The organism is Psychrobacillus sp. OK028, from assembly GCF_900103605.1.
GTDB lineage: Bacteria > Bacillota > Bacilli > Bacillales_A > Planococcaceae > Psychrobacillus.
The window spans coordinates 175,709-200,752 of record NZ_FNHY01000005.1; the positions used below are offsets into that span (position 1 = coordinate 175,709).

General features: G+C 37.3%; 23 protein-coding genes and 1 riboswitch. Of the genes, 10 read left to right on the top strand and 13 right to left on the bottom strand.

Annotation, left to right across the window (positions count from 1 at the left end; translation table 11 throughout):
- Positions 1 to 51: 51 nt before the first annotated feature.
- Complete coding sequence (locus tag BLR36_RS10550) at positions 52 to 711, top strand: TetR/AcrR family transcriptional regulator (protein WP_093061706.1); 660 nt, start codon at positions 52 to 54, stop codon at positions 709 to 711.
- A 214-nt stretch (positions 712 to 925) separates the two neighbouring features.
- On the opposite strand, the gene BLR36_RS10555 is transcribed toward BLR36_RS10550, so the two are convergent.
- Both BLR36_RS10555 and BLR36_RS10560 read right to left on the bottom strand, forming a co-directional pair.
- Positions 926 to 2,512, bottom strand: a complete 1,587-nt coding sequence (locus BLR36_RS10555) for a DUF2339 domain-containing protein (protein WP_093061707.1) — start codon at positions 2,510 to 2,512, stop codon at positions 926 to 928.
- 130 nt (positions 2,513 to 2,642) lie between these two features.
- A complete protein-coding gene (locus BLR36_RS10560; protein ID WP_093061708.1) occupies positions 2,643 to 3,095 on the bottom strand; it encodes a GNAT family N-acetyltransferase in 453 nt (150 codons plus the stop codon).
- A gap of 83 nt (positions 3,096 to 3,178) precedes the next feature.
- Between BLR36_RS10560 and BLR36_RS10565 the strand changes: the two genes are divergently transcribed.
- The 3 genes from BLR36_RS10565 (at position 3,179) to BLR36_RS10575 (ending at position 5,046) form a co-directional block, all read left to right on the top strand.
- Positions 3,179 to 3,568 (top strand): NUDIX hydrolase, encoded by a 390-nt coding sequence (locus BLR36_RS10565; protein ID WP_093061709.1) that lies wholly within the window; start codon positions 3,179 to 3,181, stop codon positions 3,566 to 3,568.
- Positions 3,569 to 3,643: 75 nt separating this feature from the next.
- Positions 3,644 to 4,507 carry an AraC family transcriptional regulator gene (locus BLR36_RS10570; protein ID WP_093061710.1) on the top strand — a complete coding sequence of 288 codons (864 nt, stop codon included), beginning with the start codon at positions 3,644 to 3,646 and terminating at the stop codon, positions 4,505 to 4,507.
- 65 nt (positions 4,508 to 4,572) lie between these two features.
- Positions 4,573 to 5,046, top strand: a complete 474-nt coding sequence (locus BLR36_RS10575; RefSeq protein WP_093061711.1) for a VanZ family protein — start codon at positions 4,573 to 4,575, stop codon at positions 5,044 to 5,046.
- A gap of 40 nt (positions 5,047 to 5,086) precedes the next feature.
- Here the strand turns inward: BLR36_RS10575 and BLR36_RS10580 are convergent, their stop codons facing one another.
- From BLR36_RS10580 to BLR36_RS10610, 7 genes are all read right to left on the bottom strand, one after another.
- A complete protein-coding gene (locus tag BLR36_RS10580; RefSeq protein WP_093061712.1) occupies positions 5,087 to 5,383 on the bottom strand; it encodes a nucleotide pyrophosphohydrolase in 297 nt (98 codons plus the stop codon).
- Positions 5,384 to 5,402: 19 nt separating this feature from the next.
- Complete coding sequence (locus BLR36_RS10585) at positions 5,403 to 5,909, bottom strand: GNAT family N-acetyltransferase (protein WP_093061713.1); 507 nt, start codon at positions 5,907 to 5,909, stop codon at positions 5,403 to 5,405.
- A gap of 2 nt (positions 5,910 to 5,911) precedes the next feature.
- Complete coding sequence (locus BLR36_RS10590) at positions 5,912 to 6,709, bottom strand: aminoglycoside adenylyltransferase domain-containing protein (protein ID WP_093061714.1); 798 nt, start codon at positions 6,707 to 6,709, stop codon at positions 5,912 to 5,914.
- Positions 6,710 to 6,764: 55 nt separating this feature from the next.
- Positions 6,765 to 7,514, bottom strand: a complete 750-nt coding sequence (locus BLR36_RS10595) for a GNAT family N-acetyltransferase (protein ID WP_254771373.1) — start codon at positions 7,512 to 7,514, stop codon at positions 6,765 to 6,767.
- A gap of 74 nt (positions 7,515 to 7,588) precedes the next feature.
- A complete protein-coding gene (gene thrS / locus BLR36_RS10600; RefSeq protein ID WP_093061715.1) occupies positions 7,589 to 8,788 on the bottom strand; it encodes a threonine--tRNA ligase in 1,200 nt (399 codons plus the stop codon).
- Between the two features lie 601 nt (positions 8,789 to 9,389).
- Positions 9,390 to 10,727: an FAD-dependent oxidoreductase gene (locus tag BLR36_RS10605; RefSeq protein ID WP_093061716.1), complete on the bottom strand. Its 1,338-nt coding sequence runs from the start codon at positions 10,725 to 10,727 to the stop codon at positions 9,390 to 9,392.
- Between the two features lie 167 nt (positions 10,728 to 10,894).
- Positions 10,895 to 12,931, bottom strand: a complete 2,037-nt coding sequence (locus BLR36_RS10610; protein WP_254771374.1) for a catalase — start codon at positions 12,929 to 12,931, stop codon at positions 10,895 to 10,897.
- Positions 12,932 to 13,093: 162 nt separating this feature from the next.
- Positions 13,094 to 13,193, top strand: a riboswitch (SAM riboswitch).
- A 99-nt stretch (positions 13,194 to 13,292) separates the two neighbouring features.
- On the opposite strand from BLR36_RS10610, the gene BLR36_RS10615 reads away from it, so the two are divergent.
- From BLR36_RS10615 to BLR36_RS10635, 5 genes are all read left to right on the top strand, one after another.
- Positions 13,293 to 14,471 carry an acyl-CoA dehydrogenase family protein gene (locus tag BLR36_RS10615; RefSeq protein ID WP_093061717.1) on the top strand — a complete coding sequence of 393 codons (1,179 nt, stop codon included), beginning with the start codon at positions 13,293 to 13,295 and terminating at the stop codon, positions 14,469 to 14,471.
- An 11-nt stretch (positions 14,472 to 14,482) separates the two neighbouring features.
- The gene (locus tag BLR36_RS10620) at positions 14,483 to 15,334 is read left to right on the top strand and encodes a transporter substrate-binding domain-containing protein (protein WP_254771375.1); all 852 of its coding nucleotides are present in this window, start codon (positions 14,483 to 14,485) and stop codon (positions 15,332 to 15,334) included.
- Positions 15,335 to 15,407: 73 nt separating this feature from the next.
- Positions 15,408 to 16,124 (top strand): amino acid ABC transporter permease, encoded by a 717-nt coding sequence (locus BLR36_RS10625; RefSeq protein WP_254771376.1) that lies wholly within the window; start codon positions 15,408 to 15,410, stop codon positions 16,122 to 16,124.
- 12 nt (positions 16,125 to 16,136) lie between these two features.
- On the top strand, positions 16,137 to 16,850 hold the full coding sequence (locus BLR36_RS10630) for an amino acid ABC transporter permease (RefSeq protein ID WP_093061719.1): 714 nt from the start codon (positions 16,137 to 16,139) through the stop codon (positions 16,848 to 16,850).
- Between the two features lie 12 nt (positions 16,851 to 16,862).
- A complete protein-coding gene (locus BLR36_RS10635) occupies positions 16,863 to 17,618 on the top strand; it encodes an amino acid ABC transporter ATP-binding protein (protein ID WP_093061720.1) in 756 nt (251 codons plus the stop codon).
- Between the two features lie 277 nt (positions 17,619 to 17,895).
- On the opposite strand, the gene fabI is transcribed toward BLR36_RS10635, so the two are convergent.
- From fabI to BLR36_RS10655, 4 genes are all read right to left on the bottom strand, one after another.
- Positions 17,896 to 18,675, bottom strand: coding sequence for an enoyl-ACP reductase FabI (fabI, locus tag BLR36_RS10640; RefSeq protein ID WP_093061721.1), 780 nt, complete (start codon positions 18,673 to 18,675; stop codon positions 17,896 to 17,898).
- Positions 18,676 to 18,866: 191 nt separating this feature from the next.
- Entirely contained in the window at positions 18,867 to 20,579 is a 1,713-nt protein-coding gene (locus BLR36_RS10645; RefSeq protein ID WP_093061722.1) for a GMC family oxidoreductase, read from the bottom strand.
- A 22-nt stretch (positions 20,580 to 20,601) separates the two neighbouring features.
- Entirely contained in the window at positions 20,602 to 21,342 is a 741-nt protein-coding gene (locus BLR36_RS10650; RefSeq protein WP_093061723.1) for a gluconate 2-dehydrogenase subunit 3 family protein, read from the bottom strand.
- A gap of 1,064 nt (positions 21,343 to 22,406) precedes the next feature.
- Entirely contained in the window at positions 22,407 to 23,312 is a 906-nt protein-coding gene (locus tag BLR36_RS10655; protein ID WP_093061724.1) for a MerR family transcriptional regulator, read from the bottom strand.
- Positions 23,313 to 23,969: 657 nt separating this feature from the next.
- On the opposite strand from BLR36_RS10655, the gene BLR36_RS10665 reads away from it, so the two are divergent.
- A complete protein-coding gene (locus tag BLR36_RS10665; RefSeq protein ID WP_093061726.1) occupies positions 23,970 to 25,040 on the top strand; it encodes an ABC transporter permease in 1,071 nt (356 codons plus the stop codon).
- The last annotated feature ends 4 nt before the right edge of the window (positions 25,041 to 25,044 follow it).

The window sequence follows — 25,044 nt, forward strand, 5'->3', positions numbered from 1 at the left end:
TGCAGCAATATATTTTCTGAAAATTATTTTATTTAAGTTAGGTGATATGATATGGAAAAAAAAGAGATGAAAAGAAGAAGAATGTGGACTTATTTTATTGATGCAACCGAGGAGTTAATAAAAGAAGAAGGTATACAGCAAGTAACAATACGAAGTGTTGCTGAAAAAGCTGGCTATAATAGCGCTACAATCTATAACTATTTTAGCGAGTTTTCTCATCTTCTTTTCTTTGCTTCCTTCAAATTTCTAAAACCATACTTAACGCATGTAACTAAAGAAATGAAAAAACAAGACGATCCTATCCAAAAGTATCTTATTGCTTGGGAATGTTATAGTGAATACTCCTTTAAAAATCCGGACATTTTCAACGCTGTTTTTCTAATGGACTTGGGGGAACATGTAGGTAATTTACTAGAGCGTTACTATGAACTCTATCCTTCAGACTTATTAGAAATACCAGAAGAACTACACCCACTATTATTTGACCGTAATATTTCTTCTCGTGGACGTTTTGCTTTAAGCGGAATGGTCGAAGCTGGAATTTTAAACGAAGAAAGAGCGGAAGAATTAAATGAACTTACCAATTTAGTTTGGCAAGGAATGTTCTCAAATTTGTTAAATAATCGTGCTTATTACACTCCAAAAGAGGCTCATGAACGTACGATTAAATATGTAAAACAAATTATTGAAATGATGGTTAATGACAAATAAGGAGCATCCCCATACTGTGGAACGCTCCTTTATCAATTTAATTTTTTCTGCTTTTATAGCAAGTAAGCTTTAGTTACGACAATTCCTTATACTCTTTTTTTGTTTTATTAATAATGATAATCTTTAACTTTTCTTTCAACCTTATTTAAGCCTTCTAAGGGGGTTAAGTAACAGTGTCTCTGAGCGATTTTGTCCAGTTAATCTCCCTCGATAGCTACTTTTTATAATAAGCCCTTGAAACGAGTAGACCAACCACTCCTAGAACTATAAATAATGAGGCCTTAACAGCTACAGATACAAATGAAATATCGAACAATATGATTTTTGCTAATGTCACAAACAAAATACTGACACCGACGTACTTGCCTTGTGAAAATGAAAAACGACTTAATATCATAAATAGTATAGCCACGAAAATCCATAATGAACTAGTAATGACCCGCTCCATATTACTTCCTGTTTCCCCTGAAAATAAGACAGCAATCATATGCAAAAAGTATAATATCAAAACTGCGATAAATGATACTCCGATAGTTAAAACAGTTCTTTCTATAAAAATACTAGCTAGCAAATAAACTCCATAAACTGTACCTACTATAAACACTACCCAGTGTAGCATTTCCCATGATACCCAACTCGTAATTGCAATAGATAGCACATAGTAGACAGCTATGAAATAACTAATACTCAATAGAATTAAGTGTAAAGAATGTTTGAACTTTTTATATACGAAGAAGTATATAAAGCTCAATCCTATTATTCCTTCAAATAGTAGATTCTCTATTTGGAGCTGCATTATATTTAGCAAAGAAACGGACCCACTCGCGATAAATATTGGTGCACGAATGGAATCTTTTTGATATACATAATAACAAATCCCATAGATGAGCGTAGCAATTGTCATTAATACTGTTGCTTCGTTGTCCGTGAATATTACACGAATCCATAAAGCAGTTAATAGCATAATAGAAAATAACGTATATGCTTGTTCCTTTAACAACTGCTTCGTCTTCAATAGACTAACCAATAAGGCACAATGTTGTACGAATATAGGAAGCATTGCAATCCATTTATATTCGTCAGGTACATTTGCAAAAATAAAGAATACTAAAATTGCTACCTGTAAGAAAACAACCGATATATAATATAATGCCTTGTAGGAATATTTTAGGGCTATCCATAGAAATACTGTAAAAAGTACAGTCTCGTAAAAAGAAAACAACGGAATATTTGGTGATGTACTTTTAATAAGAAAAGGAACAAATACCCCTCCAACTACAGCAACAATTCCAATTCCTTGTGAGTGGTACTTATACGTCAAGAATACTCCTAACGTGATCCAAATAAGATTTAAAACAAAAGCTACCGTTGGTCCAGATAAATTATAGAGCTGATGCATGGCAAAAGTGGTCAACATTAAAATAGGAATAGACCCACCAAGGAGCATATGCCCTAAATTCTTTCGACTTTTTTTAATTTGCCATATACCTAATGCAATTAATACAAAACCAACGACATAACCAATTATTACTTTTACGGTTGGTTGTAAAAAACCGTAATCCGACACCGCTTTGAATCCCCAAATTATTCCCATTATAAATACGATAATAAATAGAGGAGGCAGTATTTTCTGGAAGATTAGCACATCCCATTCAACAGGTTGTTTTACTTCTTCTTGCTGCTGTATGATAGGTCTCACTGGCTGAGAGATATTCGGTTTCGTATGTATTTGCTGTTCTAAAAATCGAACCCTTTCTTCTAATTGCTCTATACGCTTTTCAAGAAGTTCACCTTTCTCCATTCAACCCCTCCTTAATATGTTCTACTCATAATATTAGACAAATTTTAAAAATATCCTTTAAACCACATTGATAATTGATCATAAACAACATGAGGAGCTATCATTTAGATAGCTCCTCCTCTTTAAATCTTTATGTCATTTTTTCATAAACCTTAATTGAGCCTCCAAAGGGACCGTAAGTAACAGCTGAATTCACCCAACCATAGCTTTCATAGTACCCTTCTAAATCACTAGCTAAATATAGTTTTTCATATCCTAGTTTTGCAGTCACATTTAGCCCGTGTTCTAATAGAATTTTACCAATAGACCTCCCCCTATATGTCGGTTTCACATATAAGCAGGCTAACCATGGAAATAAATCTTGTCTACTATTAATGTCATTCCGAAGTAATGCATATGTACCAATAATTTCATTGTCCTCTACAGCAACATAAAATCTTGGTAAAGCATCCTTTTCCATACTTGAATGTATCATACAGTCTTTGTAAAAATCATAGTTCGTTTCATTTCCCCACTGCCCCCAAAACATTTCTACTGACTCCTCAAACAAATCAGATCGCTTTTGGATATTCAAAATTTCCATTTTAGTGCTCCTTTTCATATCATCTTCATCTTCTTTCAATATATAATATAAGATACTTAGTTTCCATAGGATGGTGAAAAAAAATGAGAGATCGTGGAGCAACTATCATTATTGAAAATGGCCAAGTAGCACTCATAAAACGAACGAAACCTCATATGACGTACTATGTATATCCTGGCGGAGGATTAGAAAAAGGTGAGACTCCGGAGCAAGCAGCTATTCGAGAAACGTTTGAAGAAATAGGTGTTCATGTTAGAATACAGCGTCCTTTTAAAATACTCGAACAGAGTGGCACGCAACACTTTTTCCTAGCAGATATAATAGGAGGAAAATTTGGACCAGGAATTGGCGAAGAATATACGGATCCATCTCCTCACAGAGGTGGCTACGAGCCTATATGGTTAGACATTAAAGACCTATCCTCACTGGATGTACGTCCTAAAGAAATTACCCAACTAATTACAGAGAACTAAACCGTCCAAGGTCCGCACAAAATGACAGGATAACTTTCAGACCTTCTATTAAGATGCATATAAGGAGTGAAGCCAATGGGATGGGTAGAGTCGATTCAACAAGCAATAAACTATATGGAGAATCATTTACTAGAGGATTTATCAATGGAACAAATTGCAAAGGAGGCTAATTCTTCTGTTTTTCATTTTCAACGTACTTTTTCTATCTTAACGGATATGTCCCTCGGAGACTATATCCGAAGAAGACGACTGACTTTAGCAGCGCAAGAATTGCTGAATACGGACAATAAAATAATCGATGTCTCCTTCAAATACGGCTACGACACTCCTGAATCCTTCACAAAAGCATTCCGTAAACAACACGGGATAACGCCTAGTGAAGCAAGAAAAAAGATAGGGAAAATAAATTCCTATAATCGCCTGATCATTCAAGTCAATTTAAAGGGGGCAGAACCGATGAAGTATAAGATTATCGAAAAAGAAAGCTTTCAAGCTGTCGGAGTGAAAAGAACGTATAACTGCAAGAATGGAGAAAACACACGAGGTATTCCTTTGTTTTGGGATGATGTAAATGCAGATGGTACAGATGATTTGTTGTTCCAACTAAACAATGGAGAAATCGAAGGTGTACTCGGGGTTTGTGTTGCAGACGAAGCATACCAAGAGAATAGCTTAATTGATTATTGGATTGCAACTGATCATGTAGGCGAAGTACCAGAAAACTTATCAGCTATTACAATTCCAGCTTCTAAGTGGGTTATGTTCGAGGTACACGGTCCTATGCCAGATGCTATGCAGGATACATGGAAACAAATATATTCGGAGTGGTTTCCTTCCAATCCGTATGAGCCAGCAGGAACACCAGAGCTAGAAGTGTATTCCGATGACGATCCTTCTAGCGCAAATTGTTATTCAGAAATTTGGATACCGATTAAATAATAGATAACAACAGGACAATTTTTATTATTCGTGAAAATTAGCACCTTTTATGCTAATGTCAGTATATGAAAAAACTTATCCCTCTTTTACTATTACTGGTTGTTGTATTTTTGGCATCAGGACAAACAGCTGAACAGCAATCGCTGCAGGAGATCTTAAAGGCATGGCTTCCTAACAAACCATTAGAGTCTTTTCTCAGTCTTATTCAGATTCCATATTGGGGTATTGCCGTTTCGGTGGAGGAACGTGGGTACTACGCTTTTGTAGAGTTTTTAATAAGAAAAGGTACACATTTCATTTATTTTGGAATAATTGCATTAGCCATCTATATTGCGTTGCCTAGATTTAAGTATCGTAAGGTTACAGTAGTTGTGATTATTATGTTACTTGCCGGTGCAGATGAATATCATCAATCTTTTACAAGCGGTCGGACTGCTTCTTTCCAAGATGTTATGTTAGATACATCCGGGGCAATTGCTGCGCTATTATTGGTTACATTAGCTCAGTGGTTAAAGCATAGAAAAAACGTTAACCAATGACAAGGTTAACGTTTTTCTTTAAGCATCCTGCTATTAAAAATTATGTATGTATAGGATATTTCAAAGCATTTTTCTCCATTTTTTGCTGTGCAGCTTCTATTAAGTCAATTCCAAGAACGTCAGCAAATTGTAAAAGATAAATGAATACATCAGCTGCTTCATCAGCAATTGCCTGTTTGTCTTTTTTGATCGCATCCTCTGCATTAACCCATTGGAAATGCTCTAATAGTTCACTTGCTTCTAATGAGACCGAAATAGCTAGGCTGCGTGCATCAGGATTTTCTCCCCAACCTCGTTCGTCTCGGAATTTCTTTATCTCTTTAGTTAGTTCTTTCATATCTTTTGCCCCTTTACGTTTATTTCAAGATTAACTCCATATGCAGTTCTTCATAATAAATTTCTCCTACCTTTAATGCCATCTCTTCTTTCCCAAATACGTTAAAACCTAATTGAAGATACAGATTCTTTGCTGCTTCATTACTTGATACGACAGATAGGTTTATCTTTTCAATCTCTTTACTTTCTTTTGCTTGTATGATTGCCAATTCCATTAAAGCTTTGCCTATACCTTTTCCTCTGCCAGTTGGACTTACATACATTGCGAAAATATTAGCACGATGCTTCATCTTCAAGCTACTTTCCTGTACAAGCGTGACCATTCCGATTAATTTGTCTTGATCGAATGCCCCAAATGTATAATTCCCTTTTATCTTAAAATTGTTCTTCACTCGTTCAATTGGATTGTCCCGTTGAATCGCTTCTTCATAGCTAGTACCAAATGCTTCTGGACTGTTTTGCAGTGCCTCTAATCTTAACTCCCAATATGCACTTGCATCTTCCGCTATTAGTTGCCTATATTCCATCCTTATCCCTCCAAAAAATAACTTTCCTCACAAAATTTATGTGCATATAAAACAAAGTCTCGACAAGCTTCTGCACGAAGAATTTCTGTTTCAAACAGTGATTGTGGATGCCCAGACATACGTATTCTCCATCCTTCTTTCAATAAAAGATGCCAACGGTCAGGCAAGGTCTTTAAGCCTGTTTCCAATGCTCTTTTCTTGGAAATAATTTCTCTATTTTCTAAAGAGTAAAGAATCCTACATATAGTTGTGGTGATGGATTCCACCATTTCATCCGAAACTGAAATTCTCACTTCTTTCACTTTGCTGTACCAATATTCATTCATATTATATTTTAAGGTATTGACGACGTCTTCCCATATAGTTGCAATATTTAGCTCTTTAATTGGTGTTCCTTGTAGTACAATTCCATACTCCTTTAGTACCCACCAGGTTACATGATTAATATCCCAACGACCAATCTCTAGACACCCATCTGAGCAGTAAGGATAAGGAGCTAGTGTATCATTAGTTTTTCCTAAATCGTCTTTTAATATATACATTCCATCTAACCTTGCTCCGCGGTTTTCATTAGTTAATTGAATATGAATATCCTTTAGAATTTCTATTTCTTGTTTGTTTGCTGTTCGCTTCAATAATACAATAAAATCAATATCGCTTTTTTCCTGTTCAAAAGCCCCTAATGCAGTAGATCCATAAATATAGACCCCTTCTATTAAATCCTTTGAGAAATATGTATTCAATAAATGCAAAAAAGCTTGCATCAATTGATATACCTCCTGTGGTAATGATTGCTTCATGACTCACTCCCCTCTCTATGTTCAAAATGTATCTTATGAAATAAAAGAGCTTGCACTACTGTACAAACTCTTCTTTTAATAAGGAGCAAATTGCAGCATCACAAAAATGTCCTTTTTCAAATGCTGACTTTCGTAATATCCCCTCATAAACAAAGCCTGCATTGGCCAATGTATTTTGGGATGCGACATTTTCTGGATCATAGAGTGCTTCTATTCGATTCAGCTCCATTGTATCGAAACCGTAACGCAAAATTGGTTGTAAAACCTCTGTCATAACACCTTGTCGCCAAAACTCTGGAGTCACTTCAAAACCAACCTCTGCTTTAAAATGTTCCTTCTCCCAATTGTGATAACCACAGCTACCAATAATCTTATTATCTTGCTTTAAAGCAATTCCCCACCGAAATCCCTCTTTCTTGTGATAGCGCCTTTGCCAATTTTTTATTAATACTTTTGCTTCCTTAATGTCCTTAAACGTATTCAAATCATAATACTTTGTGACCTCGTCTTTTGAAAAATAGCGAAATACTTCTTTTGCATCACTAGCTTCAATCTGTCGCAAAAAAAATCGTTCTGTTTCTAATTTTGGAAACCTCTTTTTATGACTATCATAAAGAAGTAAAACTACAAATTGAGCAATAGCTATTAAACCCGCTAAAAAGCCAAAAAAAATACTGACCCAAATATAGTTCGCAATTTCTCCATTTCCAATTGGCCCTACCCTCGGTTGATACATAGTGTAGATTCCCCAGGCATTACCGGCTAGAATAGCGAGACCTCCCAATAATAATATCCACTTTCCCATTCACCGACCTCCGTAATAGATTCATTCGTTATATACTGCCGAAAATCCTTGTTGAAATGAGATGTATTTTGTATTCATATTTTCTTCTCCTGATTTATTTCTTCTATAAATGCTGAAATACTCATTTCTCCCAAAACACCTACTTTATGTTTTCGAACAGAAACTGCATTATTTTCTTTTTCCTGATCTCCTATAATGAGCATATAAGGATGCTTTTGCATAGCTGCTTCACGAATTTTTAATCCAATTTTCTCTATTCGACTGTCTATCTCCACTCGATATCCCTTCTGCTCAAGTTGTTGTTTTACTTCCTCTGCATACTCACTATGTGCATCGGAAATCGGTAGTACTTTAACTTGAACCGGGGCCAACCACAGTGGAAAACTCCCCTGAAAGTGCTCCAATAAAATCGCTATGAATCGTTCAATGGATCCGTAAATCGCACGGTGAATAATAATGGGTTGTCGTAATTGATTGTCCTCGTCGATATAATTACAACCAAACTTCTCAGGCATTTGAAAGTCGAGCTGAACAGTGCCACATTGCCAGCTACGTCCTAGTGCATCTAATATATGAAAATCAATTTTCGGACCATAAAATGCTCCATCGCCCTCATTTACTTGGTATTCTACCTCCTTTTGCTGAAGAACTTTTTCAAGGGCTTTCTCTGCTTGATCCCAAACTTCTACTGATCCCATATAATTCTCTGGTCGAGTTGATAGCTCAACTTTATAGCTAAATCCAAATTCTGAATAAAATTCATCTACAAGGTCAAGTACCTTCGCTATTTCACTTTCAATCTGCTCCTCCAAAACAAATAGGTGGGCATCATCCTGAGTGAATGCTCGAACACGTAATAATCCATTCAATGAACCTGATAGTTCATGACGGTGGACTAAACCAAGTTCCGCATATCGAACAGGGAGCTCCCTGTAGCTTCTACGCTTACTATTAAAGATTAATACCGCGCCTGGACAATTCATTGGTTTAATCGCATATTTTTGATTATCTACATCTGCAAAATACATATTTTCATGGTAGTGATCCCAATGCCCTGATTTTTCCCAAAGCTCTTGCTTCATCATAATGGGAGTTTTAATTTCTTGATATCCTCCCCGTTGGTGCTTTTCCCTCCATAAATTTTCAAGTTCATTGCGTAATACCATACCTTTAGGTAAATAAAACGGCATTCCTGGTGCTTCCTCCATCGACATAAATAATTCTAGTCGTTGACCTAAATTTTGATGACTAACTCTTTCTTCTTTAACTGACATGTTAATTCCTCCATTTTAACCATAAATTTTTCCTAACAAAAAAAGACCACACCCATCCCGGTAAAGGGACGTGTGTGGTCGTGGTTCCACCCTAATTTGCAACACAAAAAAACGGTTGCGCTCAAATAAGATAACGGTTTCCCGATTATGGATAATTACATAAATGTGTTCCCCATAATTGCTCCAAGGTGGTAAATCCTTCTTTTTTCTTTAGGGGCTTTCAGTCGGTGACCCCATTCTCTGATAAGAAAATAATAAAGGATTCATGTCCTCTTCTTCGCTTGAATATTAAAATACAAAAAGACCACACCCATCCCGGTAAAGGGACGAGTGTGGTCGTGGTTCCACCCTAATTTGCAACGTCAAAAAAACGGTTGCGCTCATACAAGATAACGGTTTCCCGATTATGGATAATTACATAAATGTGTTCCCCATAATTGCTCCAAGGTGGTAAATCATTCGCTTTTCTTTAAGGGCTTTCAGTCGGTGACCCTATTCTCTGATAAGAAAGTTATAAATGATTCATGTCCTTTTCTTCGCTTGTTACTAATTGATTTTTCTTAGTATATGTAACAAAATTTGAATTGTCAATATTCCTTTTTTATTTTTTCGTAGTATTTCGTTTCGCCATTTGCTGTAACGGATCCCATACACCATTAAACGGAGGGGCATATGCAAGATCAAGATCCAATAACTCGGAAAAGGTCATGCGATGAAAAAGTGCTGTTGCTAATACATCAATCCTTTTATCCACACCATTCCCTCCAATAATTTGACCACCTAAAAGTAGTTGATCATCCTTACGATAAATTAATTTCATATGCATCGTTTCTTTACCAGGATAATAACCTGCAATATCTGTCGCTTCCTGAACATGTATGTCATATGAAATACCAAGTTGCTCTGTTTCTTTCTCGGACAATCCAGTTTTTGCCAGAACCAAATCAAAAAATTTCATGATGGATGTACCTACTATCCCTTTAAATTCATAGGTTTGACCAATCATATTCAATCCAGCCAATCGCCCTTGTTTATTAGCAGTAGTTCCTAAAGGGATATAGTCATTTAATTGTTTAATACGATGAAAATGAGTAGCACAATCTCCCGCTGCATAGATATTTTCCACATTCGTTTCTAAATATTCATTTACTATGATTGCTCCATTCAAGTGCATTTGAATACCAGTACCTTCTAGGAAGTCAGTTGTTGGTTTAACTCCAACAGCTACTAAAACTAAGTCAGTCGGATAGCTCCCTTTGTCCGTTATTACCTTGCGTACTCGAGTATCTCCCGAAAATGATTGAACTTCTTCATTTAATATTACTTCCACACCTTTAGCCTTTGCATGTTCATGGATAAGACAAGCCACATCTTCATCAAATATACCTGCAAGCTGATTGGCTCTTTGAATTATACGCACCTTTTTCCCGATACTCTCAAAGTTTTCGGCCATTTCTAATCCTATATATCCTCCACCAATTATTGTAACCTGTTGAACATTTTCTAAATCTGCGATAATCGCCTCTGTATTAGGAATCGTTTTTATCGTATGGATTCCTAACAAATGACTACCATCCCATTCCGGAATAACTGGGGTAGCACCAGTTGCGATTAGTAAACGGTCATAATTTAAGATGAACTTATCTCTCGTTTGTAGGATATCCCCTGACACCGTTTTATTTTTGGGATCTACTTGCGTCACTTCATATCCTGTTTTTGCATCGATACCATATTTACTACGGAACATTTCTACACTTCGAGCTATAACGTCTGTTGAAGAGGCTACTTGTTTCCCTACCACATATGGTAAACCACACTGTCCATATGAATATATATGACCTTTTTCCAGTGTCGTTATTCGAGCCCCTGAATCATTTCGTACAATTTCCATTGCCGCACTCATCCCTGCTGCATCCCCACCAATTATTACGTAGTGCATGAAATTTCCTCCTTTGATTTCCTTCATAACACTTTCTTATTCCAACCATAACCTTACTTCCAGTATAAGAGAATAATTACATTTGTTATACGCTAATTTTTTTCTTTCTTTAACTTATTCTATGTAAAAAAGGCATGCCCTAATAGGACATGCCTAATCCAATAATGTTAAACTACTCGGTTCCAAAAACGATGTGTAGCAATAGCTTTCAGGAAACTATCTACAAAGCTCTTGCCAGTTTCTTTGGAAAGAACGCCAGCTTGACCAGTAAAGTGAAGATTATCGACTAGTTGCTCCCCGCTAAATGTAGCACCAATCGGTTTGAAATGCGCATAAGCTTCCTTGATGAAATAAGAAGCCTCTTTTTCAAACATAGCCGTTTTGCCTTGAGAGCTTGCCACATAAACTGCATCAAACAATACAGAATCAGCGGTTAGGAAAGTATGGTCTACCGGTAGCAGCGTTCCATCTGCTCCAATGACCGACCCATGATGGTCACTCACAATTTCTGGCATTGTTCCGCCTGCTTTTAAATCTGCTAGAATTGTAGCCAAATTCTCGTCAAACCCTTCGCCGACTAGAACAGCAACTTTACGTGTTTGTGGAGTCATAGTCGTATTCAGTTGACTCAGTGCCGGTGAAGATTTAGTAGTATGGGAAGTACTTACCCCTTGCACGACAAGCCCTAAATTTTCCGCTACCTTACTCGCTAAATCCAAATCTACGTGCGCGAACATTTCTACTACTTGTTGGCGTACAGTCAGCTCTTTACATTTACCTAGCTCGAAGCTGAATGCACTAATAATATGTTCCTTTTCCGGATCACTCATGCTATTCCAAAATAATGTTGCCTGTGAGAAATGGTCCTTAAAGCTCTCACTTCTGGCACGAACTTTACGTCCATCGATTTTCTCTTGATAATGTGCATATCCACCTTCAGCTTCACTAACAGGTGTGGGAGTATTTCCAGCTAGAGAGTTTTTGTGGTAGCTCACTCTGCCTAAGTTAATTGATTGTCTCCCATATCCGTCACGTTGGTTATTATGGAATGGACAAACAGGTCTGTTTATCGGCAGCTCGTGAAAATTAGGTCCACCGAGACGGATTAACTGTGTGTCTGTATAAGAGAACAAACGTCCCTGAAGTAGAGGGTCATTGGAGAAATCTATTCCTGGCACAACACTTCCTGGATGGAATGCCACTTGCTCAGTTTCGGCAAATACATTATCTACATTACGATTTAATGTCATCTTCCCTAGGATTTTTACTGGGATTTCTTCTTCTGGCCATAGTTTAGTAGGATCTAAAATATCAAAATCAAATTTAAATTCGTCTTCCTCTGCAATTAGTTGAACACCAAATTCATACTCTGGATAATCGCCATTTTCAATCGCATCGTAAAGGTCACGACGATGAAAATCCGGGTCTTTACCATTTAACTTCTGTGCTTCGTCCCATACAACGGAGTGGGTACCAAGTAAAGGCTTCCAATGAAATTTAACAAAATGGGACTTACCTACCTCATTAATGAAGCGGTATGTATTGACACCGAACCCTTCCATCATACGGAAGCTACGTGGAATTGCACGATCCGACATTGCCCACATGACCATATGCGCTGTCTCCTGATTGTTTGCAACAAAATCCCAAAATGTATCATGGGCAGTAGCTGCTTGTGGAATTTCATTGTGTGGCTCTGGTTTTAAAGCATGTACTAAGTCTGGGAATTTAATAGCATCTTGAATGAAAAAGACTGGAATATTATTTCCGACTAAATCATAATTTCCCTCTTCCGTATAAAACTTAGTTGCAAATCCTCGAGCATCCCGCGCTAACTCACCAGACCCACGTGATCCCGCCACAGTAGAAAACCTTACAAAAACAGGGGTCTTAGTACCAGGTGTTTGTAGGAATTTCGCTTTGGTAAATTCACTTGCTGATTCATATAATTCAAACTCTCCATGGGCCGCATAGCCTCTAGCATGTACTACTCGCTCTGGTATACGTTCATGGTCAAAATGCGTCATCTTTTCACGGAAATGGAAATCTTCCATTAAAGTTGGTCCACGTTCTCCTGCTTTTAGAGAAAACTCATCCTCGGATACTTTTAATCCTTGATTTGTCGTCATTGCTTGTCCTTGATCGTCCACACGGAATTCTGCTAATTGTTCGTCTTTGCTGTTTCCAGTTACTTTCTTGTCCAAACAAACTCCTCCTCTATTTATCTCTTCACTATTATAGATACCCAGTATGACTTTCCAAAAACCTTCAATTTAAATTCTATCAATCAATTCCGATTGAAATAATATGAATTACTATTGACTTCATCCTGGTGAAGTAGTACGATAATTTTAACAACTCCATACTACTTATTAAGAGAAGCGAAGGGACTGGTCCGATGATGCTTCAGCAACCGCCTTGCCTAAGGTATGGTGCTACTTCCAGCAAGAAATTGAGAGATAAGTACATACTACTTTTAATCGCTCTTTCGGTTTGTGAAGAGCTTTTTATTTTTTTATAATACCGACTTAACTAATTGGATTAATTATTATAAGGAGACGATAAATTTTGAGTAACTTATACATTAAAACAGAAAAACAGCGACAATGGATAAATCGTTTATACGAATTAGAGCATAAATTTAAGAGTAAGTCCGCGGAAATTGACGAACAATCTGTTTTCCCACATGAAAACGTGGAGGATTTGATAAAGCTTGGTTATGCAAGTCTTACTCTACCTGAATCCTATGGAGGCAATGGCTTTTCGGTTTACGATATGGTTCTACTACAAGAAACACTTGCCAGCTTTGATGCAAATACGGCTTTGTCTGTGGGCTGGAGCCTAGGTGTAGTTGGTGAACTATACGAAAACAAGCTTTGGACCAAGGAAAAATTAGATTTTTTCGCAGCAGAAGTATTAAATGGCGCTCTCATCAATCGTTCTGTCAGTGAAGCTCAGACTGGAAGTCCAACACGTGGGGGAAGACCTGGCACAACTGCTATTAAGAATGGAGATACATGGGTTTTAAATGGACGTAAAATATTCACGACCGCTTCCCCTGTGCTTTCCTACTTTTTAACATCTGCTTGGATTGAGGAACAAGAACGAGTTGGCTTCTTCTTAATCCCTCGTAATTCAGAAGGTCTTTCTATTGAAGAAACCTGGGATGTTGTATCCATGCGCGGAACAAGTAGTAATGACTTAGTATTAAATAATGTAGTTGTACATGAATCGTATTTGGTAGAGCTCCCTGAATTCACTAGTGGTGGGAAGATCAATGGTTGGCTTCTACATATACCAGCAACCTATCTCGGAATCGCACAAGCTGCTAAAGATTACGCAGTCCATTTTGCCAATACCCATTCACCGAATAGCCTGAATGGACCTATCGCTCAGTTGCCTAACGTTCAGCAGCTTATCGGAGAAATAGATTTAGAGCTTACAAAGGCTAGATTAGTCATTTACGGAGTTGCTTCTGCATATGACAATGAGTCTACTAAAGAACTATTATCCAACGAAGTAAGCGTAGCGAAGCATATCGTTACTAATTCAGCAATTACTATTGTCGATAAAGCCATGCGTTTAGTGGGTGCCAAAAGCTTGCAGCGAACAAATCCACTACAACGTTATTACCGAGATGTTCGTGCAGGACTCCATAATCCTCCTATGGATGATATGACCATTAAAAAACTAGCACTTTCTGCGTTAGAAGAAGATAAAAATAAAAAATTAGAGAAACGATAAGGAGAATGAATATGAAAAAGTATTTTAAATTAGCAGCAGTTGGGTTAGCATCCATTACGATTTTAGCGGCTTGTGGTTCTGGAGAAACTTCTACTTCATCAGAGGGCGGAGATGTTCGCAAGGTAAAAGTGGCATATGACATGGCCTCTAAACCTATTTCTTGGTTAGATGACAAAGGTAATGCGACTGGCTACGATGTAGAGGTTATGAAACTAGTGGATGAATTACTTCCTGAATATGAATTTGAATATGTAGGAACTACAAGTGATGATCTACTAATCGGAGTAGAGCAAGGGAAGTTCCAAGTTGGTGTAAAAAATGCTTTTTGGACAGAGGAACGCACTGAAAAGTTTATTTACCCTAAAGAATTTTTAGGATTAAGTAGCGCTGGCCTCGTATTGAAAAAAGAGAATGAGCATATTAAATCATTAGAGGATTTTGCATCTGCCGGGTTCTCATTAGCACCGATTGCAGCAAATAATGCACAGTACACAGTAATAGATGAATATAACAAAGCAAACCCAGACAATCCAGTTAAACTAGATGCTGGAGATGCATTTACAGTAGATGTAGTTCAATGGGTAAATGAAGGTCGTGTAGACGGTGGTGTCATTATTGAAGGACCATTCCAAAAACAAGTATTAGATGAGGCTGGCCCTTACTACAACTTAAAAGATGAAGTAGTTTACAATGAATTTGCTGTTATTAAGACATGGCCATTATTCAACAAAAAAGAGCAAGAGTTTGCAGATGCTTACGACAAAGCTATTAAAAAATTACAAGAAGATAAGAAAACGAACGAACTTAGCAATGAGTTCTACGGTCGGGACCTTTTTGAAGTGTTAGACAAGGTAGAAAGATAATAGATATGTTTCCTATAGAGGCTGCCTAGCGTAGGATGCGCAGGCAGCCTTTCAAAATTTTATAGGGGGAATAATGCGTAATATGGAAAAATACTTTGATATATCGTACATTTGGAATTCACTTCCAGTATTGCTTCCGTTTTTAAAAGTCACTTTTATGGTTGCGGGTTTGTCTATTGTTTTCGGGACTTTTTTCGGTTTAATCCTTGCGGTGATGAAACTTGGAAAGAGTAAAATTGCTCAAAAAACGGCGAATTTCTATACTACAATTTTAAGATGTACGCCATCTATCGTGCTACTGTTTTTAGTGTATTACGGAGTTCCTGCTTTAGCCGATAATTTCGGGTTATATTTACATGATTTAAATACAGCTGTATTTGTAGTTATTACATTTACCCTCCAATTCGCCGCTATAATGTCAGAGGTTATTAGATCTGCCTATGAGTCCATTGAGAAAGGGCAATTTGAAGCCGCTGTCAGCGTGGGTTTAAGCCCCTTTCAAGCATATAGACGAATCATTTTTCCACAAGCGCTTGTTGTTGGACTTCCTAACTTCGGAAATGGGCTAATCGCATTACTTCAAGAAGGCTCCCTCGCTTATACAATCGGGTTAATCGATATCGTTGGTAAAGCGAATTTAATCATTGCCGCTAACTACAATACACATGCATTAGAGATCTTCATCGCTCTTGCGATTGTTTACTGGGTTTTATCTATACTAATTGAAAAATTCTTTGGGAAGCTTGAAAAAGTATTTAGCAAAGGAAAGCAAACAATTAACACGAATTAAGGAGTGTAAATAATGTCGGAAGGTTTAAATTATACGTTTTTAATAGATACATTTTTCGTTGCGTTATCCGGTGTGCCAATTACGCTTTTCGTTACGATTGTAGCTTTACTTGTTGCACTGCCTTTAGGTTTTTTACTTGCTTTAACACGCATTAACCAAGTGCCTGTATTAAATTGGTTCTCGCGAATTTACGTTTCTTTTGTCAGAGGTACTCCGATTATTATTCAAATTTTCATCGTTTATGCAAGTGTGCCATTAATACTCTCGCTTTTCTTTAATCGGTACAATATTAATATTAACGTCTACGACATCAATCCTATTTGGTACGCTTTTATCGTATTCTCTTTCAGCACTACAGCTATATTGATAGAGGTATTTAGATCAGCGTTAAGTACTGTAAACAAAGGACAACTCGAAGCAGCTCAATCAGTGGGTCTTTCTAATTTTCAAGCCTATCGCCGAATCATTATACCTCAAGCACTGGTTGTTGCTATGCCTAATATTTGTACGGCTACCGTAAATCTTATAAAAGCTACATCACTCGGCTATGCTATGTCTCTACAGGAAATCACATTGAAGGCGAAAGTTGCAGCAAACGCAGGCTATAACTATGTGGAAGCTTATATAGATATTTTCCTTGTATATATTATTTTGTGTAGTCTTGTAGAATACGGATTTAAACTATATGAAAAACGCCTACGTAGATACAAGTATGCGAGCGCTTAAGGAGGATTAGACATGTTAAAAATCAATGACATTCATAAATCATTCGGTAAAAACGAGATACTCAAGGGTGTCGATTTAAGTATTGATAAAGGGGATGTAGTAGTTATTCTCGGTCCAAGTGGATCTGGAAAAACTACTTTACTCCGCTGTATCAATTTTTTAGAAAGAGCCGATAGTGGAAATGCAACTTTTGGTGATTTACAAGTAAATTTGCACGATGCCTCTAAAAAAGATATACATGCGATTCGACAAAAAACGGCTTTCGTTTTTCAAAACTATAATTTATTTAACAATAAAACAGCAATAGAAAACGTTACGGAAGGTTTGATCATCGGTCGTAAAATACCTAAGGCAGACGCTATTGCAATTGGTAAAAAAGCTCTTGACAAAGTAGGTTTATCCGATAAATACGACTCCTACCCTAGCCAGCTTTCCGGTGGTCAGCAGCAGCGAGTTGGAATTGCTCGTGCTGTAGCGTTAAATCCAGATATTATCTTATTTGATGAGCCAACCTCTGCATTAGATCCAGAATTGGTTGGTGAAGTACTAACGGTTATGAAGAATATTGCCAATGAAGGTACGACGATGCTAGTAGTTACACACGAAATGTCATTTGCAAAGGATGTTGCTTCGCACGTTATCTTTATGGATGGAGGAGTAGTAGTGGAAGAAGGTTCCTCTCACGATATCTTCGTAAGTCCAAAGGAAGAGCGTACGAAGAAATTCCTAAAACGCGTATTACCAGAGGATTATACGTTTTATATTTAGGTCAATAAAAAGCGGAGGAAAATGACTAGATCATCCTCCACCGCTTTATGGTACCACTAATTTCCTAGGATGGTGACGGATAAACAAACGCCATAAGATTACCGAAAAAAAGGGTGCTAGTTGGTTGTGACGGACGTCACAACCAACTAGCACCCCTAATAATTCACTCGGTAATAATATAGAAAAACGACTGTCCAAAGCCCTTCGAAAACGATAGAAGCAGGTTTTGACCTTGAATTACCTGGCGTCTTTTTGTTCGGTTTTTCTTATGATCAATTTAACCCATGATGTTGTAGCCAGAATCTACGAAGATGACCTCTCCTGTTACACCACTCGACAAATTACTCAATAGCGCTACGGTCATATCGCCAACTTCTTGCTGTGTTACATTTCGTTTAAGGGGTGACTTTTCTTCAATTTGATGCAAAATTGTATTGAAAGAAGCGATTCCCTTTGCCGCTAGTGTTCTAACTGCTCCAGCCGAAACAGCATTTACACGTACATTGTTTTTTCCTAAGTCCAAGGCCAAATACTTAACGGATGCTTCTAAAGATGCTTTAGCAATTCCCATCACATTGTAACCTTCTAATACACGTTCAGCCCCTAAATATGTCATCGTTACGATAGAACCACCCTCTGTCATAAACGGAGCTGCTTCTCTAGCTGCAGCGATTAGTGAGTACGCACTTGTATCCTGAGCGAAAGAATATCCTTCTCTAGATGTTTGTAGGAAGTCTCCTTTAAGATCTTCTGCATGTGCAAATGCGACTGAGTGAACTAGACCATGGATCACTCCAACTTCCTGTCCAATCTGTTGAAAAGCTGCTTTCATACTATCATCACTATTTACATCACATTCTACTACTAGTTTTGCATCTAAGTTATTATCCTTCAATAACTTTTCTATTTTTCCTAGGGAACGTTCTTTACGGTATGTAAAGATAACATTTGCGCCAACTTCAAATAATGATTTTGCTACTCCCCATGCAAGGCTACGTTCATTCGCAACACCCATTACAACAATGTTTTTGTCTTTTAATTGTATTAAGTCTCTCATAAATACCTCCAATTTATTATTTACATATATTATACCTGTTATTAGTACCTGGTTATTAGTTTAATCATATCATAAACTCGCCTTTTTGTACTAAAATTTCATCAAATTAAAAACCAACTATTATAGCAAAAATAGTTGGTTTCTAAATATTATTGAGTTCTGACATTTTAATCTATTATAACAAAATATATTTAAACGAGTGAACCTCCCGTTTTACTATATTTAATAATTCCTTCTGCGCTTTTATAGGCTAGAGCTGCTACTGTTCCCGTAGGATTGTAACCTCCATTATGGGGAAAGTTTCCTGCCCCTACTACAAACAAGTTCTCTGCATCCCAGTGTTGTAAATACGGATTTACTACGCTATTTTCAGGACTAGCCCCCATGATAGTGCCTCCCGTATTATGAGTTGTCTGATAACCTACAATATCATAATCCGTTATGACCTCTTTTCCTTCTACCGTTTTCGCTCCCATTTCCTTCATAATATTTTGAGTTACTTTTGTAATATACTTATGCAACGCTCTATCCTGATCTGTAAAATTATACGTCATTTGAAGTAGCGGCAACCCATAAACGTCCTTGTATTTACTATCTAAAGACAAGTAATTTTCCTTATGCGGCATCGAGGCACCCTGAGCTCCAATTGATAATGTGCGAGTATAATTGTAAATTGAATTTTTCTTAAACTCTGCTCCCCAAGTCGGTGTTCCTCGTTGTATTGGATTTGTTTCGATAGGTCTATATCCGGTTTGTGTGATGGAAATACTGCCACCATGAATAAAGTCTAAGTCACTATGATCAAAGTTATCTGCATTATAATCATCAATAGACATACCAAGAGCTCCTGCCCCCATAAATGTGTTCATTTGCTCTTCAAAGTATCCAGTTGCACCTGGTAATATTTGATAGCAGTAATTTTTACCAAGCGTTCCCTTTCCAGTTTCAGGGTCATACTGTTCACCAATATTAGATACCATAAGCAATTTGGCATTATTCATAACATAGCTTGCCAGAACAACTACTTCAGCTTCTTGGATAAACTCTTCTCCAGACTGAGTATCCAAATATTTTACACCAGTCACCTTATTTCCACTTTTTATGACTTCCACAACATTTGCATGAAATCTCGCTTCAAAATTCCCAGTTTTTATTGCGGTAGGTATAACAGTTACCTCAGGTGATGTTTTTGCACCATACTCGCAGCCAAATCGCTCACAGAAACCACAGTATTGGCAAGCATTCAAGACCGCACCGTCTGGGTTTGTGTAGGGTTCTGATAAATTAGCAGATGGGAGCATAAATGGAGAATATCCTAGTGATTTGGTTGCCCCTTCAAACTTTTTCAAAATGGCCGTTTTTTTCATTGGAGGAGTAGGAAAATCCTGTGCTCTCTTCCCCCAAAAAGGATTTTTATCTTCTCCAGAAATTCCTGCCGTCTGATCATATTTATAAAAATAAGGTTCTAGTTCATCATAGGTAACACCCCAATCTTGAAGCAAATAATCACTAGATAATTTATTTGGACCATATTTTTCATCTGTCATCGTTTTAATTTGAAAATCATATGGATAAAATCTCCACGTATGCCCATTCCAATGAGTTCCCGAACCTCCCAACCCTTCACCGAGTAGGAATGAGCTCATCTGTCTCATAGGTAATGCTGGCATCTTACGGTTATTTCGAATGGTAATAGTCTCTTTTGCTACATCCTGCATTAATTCGTAACGAACAGCATACCGATATTCGTCATGTATTTTCTGATAGTCCTCAGTTCCTCGTTTTCTTCCTCTTTCTAAACCAATAACCTTTAACCCTGCTTTAGCACATTCAGCCGCAATGATTCCACCAGTCCAACCTAAACCAACGATAACCACATCTATTTTTGGTAATGTTGTAGCCATAAGTTTATCCCTCTACTTTCCTTTACATTCCACCAAGTGATTTTGGCTCAATTTTTTGGAACTTTTCTTTTTCAATGACATTAATATAGGCCATTTGGTGACCAGGAAACTCTTTCATTTTCCAACCATCCATATTGCGATTTCCACCATACATTGGATCTGAATAAGCTCCCTCTAACGTGGCCGTTCGAAGTAAGCGGAAGAAAAATGCTGAAGTAACTCCCGTCATAGGAATTTCATCGTTTTGAAAAGCAGTTAATATCTCATCCATTTGCTGTGCTTCTAAACTGGAAAATCCTTTTTCAAATCGCTTGTTTGCCTCTTCCTCCAACTTAGCAATTCCCTGCCTAAAGATAGACGCTCGTGTCAATCGACTCTGATAGCCTTGAGTTTTAGCACCTACAGCAAACGGACCTTGCATGTATTCTTTCGTATTGCTTCCGTACTGTCCCGCCAGCTGACGATCTATAAAATAGGGTACCCCTAACTCAATAGCGCCTGGTCCTAGGTCATCTTTTGGAAAAATACGCTCTGTCGCATTAGAAAGCACATCGAATTCTCTCTGATTTTGAAAAAATTGAAACCCCTCGTTAGTGGGCATGCCGTGATTGGTAGTACCTGTATCAGATACTTGTTGACCTGTCTTGTCTACATTTAGCCCAACTAAGCCACCTATTAACCCCCCACCTATTAAAGCACCAGTAGCAATCCCTGTAGTTTTAAGAAAATCTCTTCTTGAATAGTTTTTCGGTTTTTCTGTCATTTACATCGTCTCCTTAAAGATAATGATCTTACTAGGAACTTCTTAGAAAAGGATATACAAATCTATATATTTCTAATCATTCGACGAAATTTTTAGCATCTATAAATTTTCCAAAACATCACTACGGTTGCTAAATAGTCCATTAAATACTACGAAGAGGTTAGCTCCCTTTGCTCTAAACCTCTTCCCTTCAGTTTCGGTGGGATTCCGATAGATTGTTTGCTTATACTCTTTTAAATATTAAAAAAGAGTCTGGGACAGAACCTATCTCAAAATCAAAAGCAGTCCCAATTTTACTTATCGTAAAATTGGGACTGCTTCCTTCTTTATTTCAGCTTCGTCGCCGTTGTTCTCCGTTACGGCGGACGCTTTCCTGGGGGCACGGGTCGAGCCTGTAGTCTCTCCCACGCGCTTGTCCCAAAGGAGTCGCCGCCTTCACTGCGAACAACTATTTCCCCTCTTTATAAAGTAAATTAAATCTCTGCATAAATTCAAACATAAAAAAGGACAACTACTGTTAAATTTAAGTATCTTACTAGCAAATTCTAAAAGAAAGATGTGTCGCTATGTTTAAAGATTATTACAAGAACCAAATCATTTTACCTCTAGATTTAACAGTTAAAAAATAATATCGCACAAGATTTCACTTTTTTCATTGATTGAGACTACTTCTGCCCCAGCCTCTTTCAGATTGAAGACAAAGGGATCAGAATCGTCACATTCTGAATGCCTTTTGTAAAGCTAATAGATTTTAGATTATTGAAATATATATATGAAAGGCAAAATACTTCGCAATCAATATGTTGATTTTTAGTCATCCTATCCATTCACCTCGACGTTTATTTAGATAGTAGTTGATTGTAGTGTAGGCGGCGACTCCTGCGGGAACAGCCCGAGTCTCGAGACCCCGCAGGAGCTTGCGACGAGGAGGCTTGAGCCGGGCCCGCGGAAAGCGACCGCCGGAACAAAAATCAACCAACTTTAAATTATTAATACTATTTTATAAGAAAAAAGACTGTTGGCAAACTCGAGATTATTCGAGTTTGTCTACAGTCTGAGCTTTGTCATTTTGTATTAAAAACTTCCTCCAAATCATTACTTATGTGAATTGATTTTAGTTGTTTCCCTTTTAAATAATTATGTGAACCCATTCCTCCTATATAAAACGTAACCTGGTCTTGTTCACCTGCAAATTGGTCTAGTCTTCGGAGTAACTTTGGATCCCTTTCAAATGGCAATGTCGTGGATGCTGAAAGTAAAACAATCTTGGGTTTTAACTTACAGACTAATGATTCGATTGCTCCCGGTGCTGGTGATGCACCTACTAAAACAGTTTTCCAACCACGAAGCATGAATTGCAGCAAAACAATATGCATCGGTAACTCATGATTTTCCTCAGGCAAACATGCACCAATAACTACCGGTGCATCCTCCCTTAGCTGAAAGGTCTTTCTAATTTGTATTAAATAATCCCGAACACTCATGCTAGATACTGCCTCCTGGTATTCGTCCCATTCTTCTCTTTCCCACCTAGCTCCTACTTCATGTAGAAAAGGGATAACCACATTACTGATAAATAGGTCTAACCCTAACTGATGATAGGCCTGTTGCAATATAAGATTTAATTCTCCTTCATTACAATATGTTCCTTTTTCTAGTAATTGAATGACGTAATCGTTGAATTTGTTTAGTTTAGGTGGCTCCGCTATAAAAATTGCTCCTACATTGTCAGGTTCCTTTTCCATCATCTCTATGGCTTGTTTAATCGAATATCCTTTTTCAGAAAGAATCTTAACACTTAATAACGCATTTACATCTTTTTCGCTATATACTCTATATCCATTTTCTAATCGTTCAGGTTGTACAAGCTCATAACGCTCTTCCCATTTACGTATAACTTGTTTAGACAAGCCAGTGACATCTGAAACTTGCTTAATCGTATATATTCCATTTCCTCGTGTTTCGCCCATAAATGCCCCCCCTTGCTACTAGTTCGAAATAAATTGTTCCATAAGTATGCCTCATTATAATAAAAAATAGTATAACATTCAATATACAAACATTATACAACCGATTAATATAAAGAAAAGACCCTAATCGATAGGAAGTGAATTTAAGTGAAATTAAATACAAATTTATATGTAAGGATTATTCTAGACGGAATTATAGCAGGTGTAGGTTTGACCCTCTTTTTCAAAGTAATTCAGTCAATAACGGGGTATCAAGTGTATACCCTATTATTAAATATAGATTACATACCCCATTTAAACGAGTTTACGTTTCCGGAAGTAGTGGAGGTTGCATTTCATTTACTAGTATCCATAGTACTTTCGATTTTTTTATTTTTGTTCATTCAACGTCTGCAACCAAAGTCTACCGGCAGTGTCATAGGAATTTGTGTTTCGATTTGTTTTATTATTGGAGCTCTCTACTTTCCTACTACACTTTTATCCAATAGAACCCCAGCAATTTCTAGCATTCCTTCTCTAGTATATTGGTTGATTGGACACGTTTTATATGGGTGCATCTTGGGTAAATTATTGCAAAAAAGATTATACAAACATTAGACAAATAAGAATAATTATGATATGATCCATTTAATAAATTGACTAACAGGATGTGACCAAATGTTTTTAGCTTGGAATGAAATGAAAAAGAATAAGCTTCGCTTCACATTGATTGTAGGAGTATTAATGCTTGTCTCCTACTTAGTATTTTTCTTATCTGGGCTAGCAACTGGGTTAGCGAGCTTGAATAGGGAAGCAGTCGACAAGTGGGGTGCGACTGCCATTATTCTAACCGAAGAGTCCGATAAAAGCTTACCGCAATCCTCTCTAACTACCGAAGAGCTAGATGCTATTAGCGAAAACAAAACAGCAATTCTTGGACAATTAAATTCAATCGCAACAAATGGTGAGGCCAAACAAAATATTTCTCTTTTTGGTATCGATCCTGAAGAATTCATTATGCCTGACGTAACAGAAGGAGAAGTTTTTTCAGAAGTCAATGAAGTAATTGCTAGTGACACGCTAAAAGAGGATGGATTTAAACTTGGAGACGAGCTTGAACTATCTTCTACTGATGAAAAATTAACAATTGTAGGTTTTACAGATAGTGCACGCTTCAATGCAGCTCCAGTTCTTTACGGCGAAATAGATACTTTTCACAAGATTAAGTTTGGAGAAGCTGCAACAGAAAACGAAACACAAATAAATGGTATTGTTGTTCGTGCAGGTGACCTTTCTTCCATCTCTACCTCTAATGAAGATCTTGAGATTATTGAAATAGAAACATTTATTGAAAACCTTCCAGGATATACGGAACAAGCCTTAACGTTGAACTTTATGATTTATTTCTTATTTGCTATTTCATCTGTCATTGTGGCAATCTTCCTTTATGTTTTAACAGTTCAAAAGATTAGTATGTTTGGAGTAATGAAGGCACAAGGTATTTCAAACGGATATTTATCTCGTTCTGTTATTGCCCAAACATTTTTATTGGCATTCACCGGTGTTGTTGTCGGCTTTGCGCTAACACTGATTTCTGGAGCATTTTTACCAAGTGCAGTTCCGGTTTCCTTTGATATTTTCACCATGATTATCTACGGCGTAGTCCTCATAACCGTTGCTATCCTTGGTGCTGTATTCTCGGTGTTAACTATCGTAAAAATTGATCCGCTTAAAGCAATAGGAGGTTAATAAA